The organism is Neptuniibacter sp. UBA6509 (assembly GCA_002435145.1).
Classification (GTDB): Bacteria; Pseudomonadota; Gammaproteobacteria; order Pseudomonadales; family Balneatricaceae; genus Neptuniibacter.
The window spans coordinates 1-5406 of the sequence record DJLT01000066.1 but is presented as its reverse complement, the minus strand read 5'-3'; the positions used below and the strand labels follow the sequence as shown (position 1 = coordinate 5406).

Below are 5406 nucleotides of genomic sequence, written 5' to 3'. Positions count from 1 at the left end.
ATTCCACCAATCAACTGAATATTTAATAATCGGAATATTCACTAGACCAACAAGCGCCAACACAGCAGATGATTGAGCAGCTGTTGCCTCATTTTCAATGGCTGAATGAAGGGCTATAACCCCAAGATAAAGAAAAAGAAGAATTAGCATAGAGGTAAGACGCGCATCCCATACCCACCAAGAGCCCCATGTAGGCTTACCCCAAATAGCCCCTGTAGCCAACGCTAAAATAGCCATTGTTGCACCGATAGGTGCGCAGGATTTTGCGACCATATCTGCAACTTTCATTTTCCAAATCAAACCAATAGCACCTGCCACTGCCATCATCATATAACATGATTGCGCCAAAATCGCAGAAGGAACATGAATATAGATAATTCTGAAGCTATGACCCTGCTGATAGTCGGCTGGCGCAAAACCTAACGCCCAAACAATCCCTACAACCAAAAAAATAAACGCCGCAATAGCGAAGCCGGGAAGCAACTTCCCCATAATATCGTAGGACCAACGCGGTGATGCTAATTGATAGAACCAACGAGGCATCCACTTCTTTTTATCACTCATAACAACCTAAACTTATCCACTTACGGAAATTCGTAATGCCGCAGCAATGGCCAAAGGAGCCATCACTAACCCCAAAGCTAAAATCGCACCTAGTAATGCAAAAAAACCAGCCAAAGGCAGTCCCGTTACGGCAGCCTGCACGGCACTGGTTCCAAAAATCAATACCGGTATATACAGAGGCAATACCAATAATGAAATCAGCACCCCTCCTTTACGTAAACCTACCGTTAGCGCGGCACCTATCGCACCAATTAAGCTTAGTGTTGGCGTCCCAATCAATAAACTTAACATCAAACCAGACATACCTTCTGCAGGTAAAAACAACATAACCCCTAATAAAGGCGCTAAAAACGTCAACGGTAAACCACTCATCATCCAATGAGCTAAAACCTTTGCCAACACCACTATAAATAGAGGCTGTGGACTTAATAATGTCTGTTCTAAGGTGCCATCTTCAAAATCTGATCTAAACAAACTATCCATGGATAGCAACGTCGCCAGCAGCGCCGCCACCCAAACAACACCGGGTGCCACTTTCGCTAAGAAATCCGGCTCTGGGCTCACGCCCAGCGGGAACAAAGTGGCCACCATTAAAAAGAATATTAATGGATTAAACAAATCGCTTTTTTTGCGATAAGCCAACATTAAATCCCGCTTTAATACCGCCCAAAAAAGAGACAGCACAGAACCTTCAGCAGTAGTCGACTGTTCATTTGTCAGCTTATGTTCCATTAAGTTCCTGCTAATTCATCAAGATTAAATCGACGAATCTGATCACTGATCGCTAATTCATGGTGAGTGGTTAAAATAACAGTACCGCCACGCTTAGCATGATCAATCATCATCTGCTCTTTTTCAGCAACACCCTTTTTATCTATTGCGGTAAAAGGCTCATCTAAAATCCATAGTTTTGCTTGCGTCAGATGCAATCTTGCTAAACTTACACGCCGATTCTGACCCGCTGATAATGTATGGCATGGCGAATCCTCAAAGCCAGCTAGCCCTACTTTATCTAGGGCTTCAGATATCTCGTTACCCTTTATGCCGGGATGCATCGCCGCGTACCAATGTAAATTTTCTTCAGGTGTCAAAATAGCCTTAACGCCCGGATGGTGACCAAAATAAAGCAGCTCGCGCCTAAAATCATCACGAACACCAGAAATATCTTGGCCTTTCCAAAAAATCTCACCCTCATAATGATTCGAGAGTCCGCTTAAAATCCTGAGTAAAGTCGTCTTACCACTGCCATTCCTGCCCTCAACCTGAATCACTTCTCCAGCATTAATAGAGAAACACAGATCTTCAAATAAGATACGGTCATCACGCTCACAAAAAAGATTTTCAACTTGTAATAGCGCCGTACTCAAACTGTGCTCCAAAGGCTAAAAATTTTATAACAAAGGTAAAAACACCTAATCAGCGCCATTACAAACCCGGTAATTTGACCTTAAACTATACTTTTATGGATATCGGCCGATTAATAAGCGTGAGATTATATACGATTATCAGACAGCTCTGCACTTGTATTGCTTTCTAAAAGTTGGAATCACCTCCTCATTTAGATGTACTCTGACAACACTGCTGATTTAGCTCAACAATTCTTCACTTTTAAAGAGGTGACCGTTTGCTTCCTCAATTATCAGGCATTCCATTACCAACAACGGATACGAGTTCAGATTCTTCGCGAAATTTGAACCGAACACTTCCGATTGGCCAGAATGTTAGCGCAACCGTTGTCGCTGTTAGCAGAGACCAAATACAGCCCGAAATTTTCCGTTTAAAGTTAGAAATAAATAACCGTTTAATCCAAATGGGGGTGTTTCAGGCCCTGCCAATCGGACAAAAAATCAATGTAAATCGCCAGAGTGATGGTCAGATACAGATCACTCCTCAAAGCCCCACAAACAGTAAACCGTCAACCGAAGTTGCGCCATCACAACATAAAGCACAACCTCAATCGAACATTTCCACAAAACCGAATATAAGCTTCACCATCCAATCCGCTGACAATAACCTAAAGCTACCTATAGGAAACAAAACAACGGCAGCGGTCATTAGCAGCCGTCCGATTTACCCGCAAAACATACAAACATCAGCAAGTAGGGATCAAGCTCCTGTATCAAGCACTTCTACATCATCAACCTCTGCATCACTAGGCACCATACCCACCGCAAGCCCTGACGCCATACGTGTTCCAGCTAACCAGAATCCCGTATTGATTAACACTACTGCCCCCCCTACAAAAGAGAACACTACGACTCAGCAGGTGATCAACGGAAACACTCAGAGCAGAAGCACTACTTCAAGTTCATCTACTGTTCAAACATTAACGCCACAAACGCCACCCCCTATTTCAACCTCACAGACTCAGACAACAAGCACAGGCGTAAATATTAATCGCCAGACCGAAGCGGGCTCCTCATCAACCCCTTTAATAAACAATAAAGCGGTAGAAAATAAAGCGACGACCCCCTTAGTAACAGGTTCACAAAACAACAGTAAACCAGAGATACAAACCAGCGCGAACACTGATAAGCAGCCTGTAACGAATACCACCTCCAACACGACAACAAACTCACAAGGCACAAGCAATGTAACCCCACGCCCCATATCAGCGCCGATACACCACGTGGTTACACTTGCTCTGAACAATGGTTCAAAAGTTGAGGTTTCTTCCCCTCAAGCGCTCCCTCAAGGCACTCAGCTACAAATCGTTAAATCGACGGATAATCAATTTCAAGTTTTGCAGCTTAGACAGCCTTCGAACACACCTAGCTCTGCATTAGAACGCCCAGCGGTTCAGGAAACCCTCCGCAATGCGCTACCAAATCAAATTCCAACAGCCGATGCACTAAGTCAACTGTCTCAGATCGCTGCAAAAGCCGAAGGGCCACAAGCGTCACAAATAAGTAGTGTCGTAAAATCGATGCTGCAATTATTTGGCGTCCGCCCTGGTAGTCCCGAAGCGCCATCGCAGATTAAACAAAATATTGAACTTGGCGGTTTATCTGCTGAAAACAACTTAAGTAAAGGCTCGGCTCCACACCCTCAAGAGATGAAGAGCCAACTACAGCAACTGCAAAAACTTGCTGATTCTTTACCCGCTGAGCAAAAAGAGCGACTTGAACAATTACTTCAGGGGATCCACTCACGCGTCACAAGCCAACAACTACACTCTTTACAGCAATGGAAAGAACTACCTGATGGTGGCTTTGAACGTGTTTTGCAGCTTGACCTGCCTATCAAAAATGGAGAGCGATGGGATAACCTTGAGTTACGCTTAAGTCGAGAAGGCGGCACCAATGCTGAAGGAGAGATGATCTCAGTTTGGCGAGTCAGGTTACATTTTGACTTAGAAGAACAAGGCGGAGTTGATGCTGAAATAAGATTAAGTGACGGACATGAAATCAGTACGCTATTCTGGTGCGAACTAAAAGAAACAGCTGAAAAGCTCAAAGAGCGCTCAGAAGAATTCTCTGAACGTCTACGCCAGTGCGGTTTTGATAATACCGAAGTAAACTGGCATGAAGGCGTTGCACCTGAACAAAAGCAAGCTATCCATAAACAACTTGTTGATCTTCATACATGAAATTTTCTAAATCAGAGCCGAATGAAAGACAAAAAGCGATCGCATTAAAATACGATCATGAAGCAGGCAAAGCCCCTTTAATTGTGGCGAAGGGCATGGGTGAAATTGCAGAACAAATCATTACACTCGCAGAAGAACACGATATCCACATCCATGAAAGCCCAGAACTAGTCGAAGTATTAATCCGTTTAGAGCTGGGTGATGAGATACCCGAATCCCTCTATCGCGCGATTGCGGAAGTCATTGCCTTTGCATACAGCCTAAAGCACGACACTAAAGATTTCATCGAGAAAAGTATCACCGAGAAAAATTAATTATCGCGCCCTATGCTCTGCTGAGACGGTTCCAACTCTTTATGCAGCAATGCCATCAGTTCTGCTTCAGGTCTACCGATACCACAGTTCTGCACCAATTCATCAACATCGGCGCCCATCTCCATCAAACGCGTAGCTTGATTGTATGCCAATGCACTAGGATCACGATTTTCAAGTTCTAACTGTTTATCAGCGGTTAAATTGAGCTTTTGCTCCACCCCAATTAAACGTCGGCCCATGCCTATAGAGCTATTGGTCATCGCCTGTATTTCATTTCTTAATACATTTATCAACGCTTGATGCTTACGCTCATGCTGTTGAAGTCGTCGAAACAAAATAAAAGACGATGCACTTGCTCCTAGGGCAATCGCTAACGCTATAACACTTAACCAAGACAGTTCCATTTTTATCCTAGAATCACTTTATCTATCAATTCAAAACGCCTGATCGAACTGTTCCATCAGCTTGGGAATATCGAGAATCGCACAACGCTCCTCCATATAAGTTCCCCACAACCAAGCACGTGGATTATCATTACTCGCCCAAGAAACCTTATCCGCTGGGATTCGCACTGACTTAACCAATTCATCGCACGCTAAAGCCCAATGACGCCCGCGTAAAATAATTAACTCGTCATATTTTGCCATTTCAGGCTTATAACGCTCCGGGATCAACCACAAAGCAGTATCAATAACGTTGGTCTCAACGGACATACCGCCACTACCAAAGCGCCCCAAACTCCAATCATGCGTCGCATCTAGCGCTAAAGACACTGAACTAAGGTGTACCGCACCTTCAATATAATCAAAGGGTATTGCCAAATTCAGTCCGTGCATCTTAATTAGCACGCAATTTATTTCTCTGCCTGCTGGACCAGAATCAGCTACAGGCTTCGCCACTGCTGCTGGCGCCGGTACTGGCTCTGGCTCTGGCTCTGGC

General features: G+C 44.2%; 7 protein-coding genes. 2 read left to right on the top strand and 5 right to left on the bottom strand.

What is annotated here, in order from left to right:
* The 3 genes from ccmC to ccmA form a co-directional block, all read right to left on the bottom strand.
* On the bottom strand, positions 1-564 hold a 564-nt coding region (gene ccmC, locus B4K11_RS08525), incomplete at its 3' end, for a heme ABC transporter permease CcmC (protein WP_292959322.1).
* Positions 565-576: 12 nt separating this feature from the next.
* Positions 577-1296, bottom strand: coding sequence for a heme exporter protein CcmB (ccmB, locus tag B4K11_RS08520; RefSeq protein WP_292951011.1), 720 nt, complete (start codon positions 1294-1296; stop codon positions 577-579).
* Positions 1296-1931 carry a cytochrome c biogenesis heme-transporting ATPase CcmA gene (ccmA, locus tag B4K11_RS08515; RefSeq protein ID WP_292951012.1) on the bottom strand — a complete coding sequence of 212 codons (636 nt, stop codon included), beginning with the start codon at positions 1929-1931 and terminating at the stop codon, positions 1296-1298. The genes ccmB and ccmA overlap by 1 nt, the downstream gene beginning before the upstream one ends.
* Positions 1932-2188: 257 nt before the next feature.
* Here ccmA and B4K11_RS08510 point away from each other — a divergent pair, with 257 nt between their 5' ends.
* Together B4K11_RS08510 and B4K11_RS08505 are read left to right on the top strand one after the other, a co-directional pair.
* Positions 2189-4153, top strand: a complete 1965-nt coding sequence (locus B4K11_RS08510) for a flagellar hook-length control protein FliK (protein ID WP_292951013.1) — start codon at positions 2189-2191, stop codon at positions 4151-4153.
* On the top strand, positions 4150-4467 hold the full coding sequence (locus B4K11_RS08505; RefSeq protein ID WP_292951014.1) for an EscU/YscU/HrcU family type III secretion system export apparatus switch protein: 318 nt from the start codon (positions 4150-4152) through the stop codon (positions 4465-4467). The genes B4K11_RS08510 and B4K11_RS08505 overlap by 4 nt, the downstream gene beginning before the upstream one ends.
* Here the strand turns inward: B4K11_RS08505 and B4K11_RS08500 are convergent.
* Positions 4464-4871 carry a DUF2802 domain-containing protein gene (locus B4K11_RS08500; RefSeq protein ID WP_292951016.1) on the bottom strand — a complete coding sequence of 136 codons (408 nt, stop codon included), beginning with the start codon at positions 4869-4871 and terminating at the stop codon, positions 4464-4466. The two genes, B4K11_RS08505 and B4K11_RS08500, sit on opposite strands and share 4 nt — an antisense overlap.
* 30 nt (positions 4872-4901) lie before the next feature.
* Positions 4902-5406: chemotaxis protein CheW (locus B4K11_RS08495; RefSeq protein ID WP_292951017.1), on the bottom strand; the 505-nt coding region annotated here is incomplete at its 5' end.

What these genes read in the sequence shown, in the direction of transcription:
- B4K11_RS08505 (WP_292951014.1), top strand. Translation starts at nt 4,150, where the DNA reads ATGAAATTTTCTAAATCAGAGCCGAATGAAAGACAAAAAGCGATCGCA.
- ccmB (WP_292951011.1), bottom strand. Translation starts at nt 1,296, where the DNA reads ATGGAACATAAGCTGACAAATGAACAGTCGACTACTGCTGAAGGTTCT.
- B4K11_RS08500 (WP_292951016.1), bottom strand. Translation starts at nt 4,871, where the DNA reads ATGGAACTGTCTTGGTTAAGTGTTATAGCGTTAGCGATTGCCCTAGGA.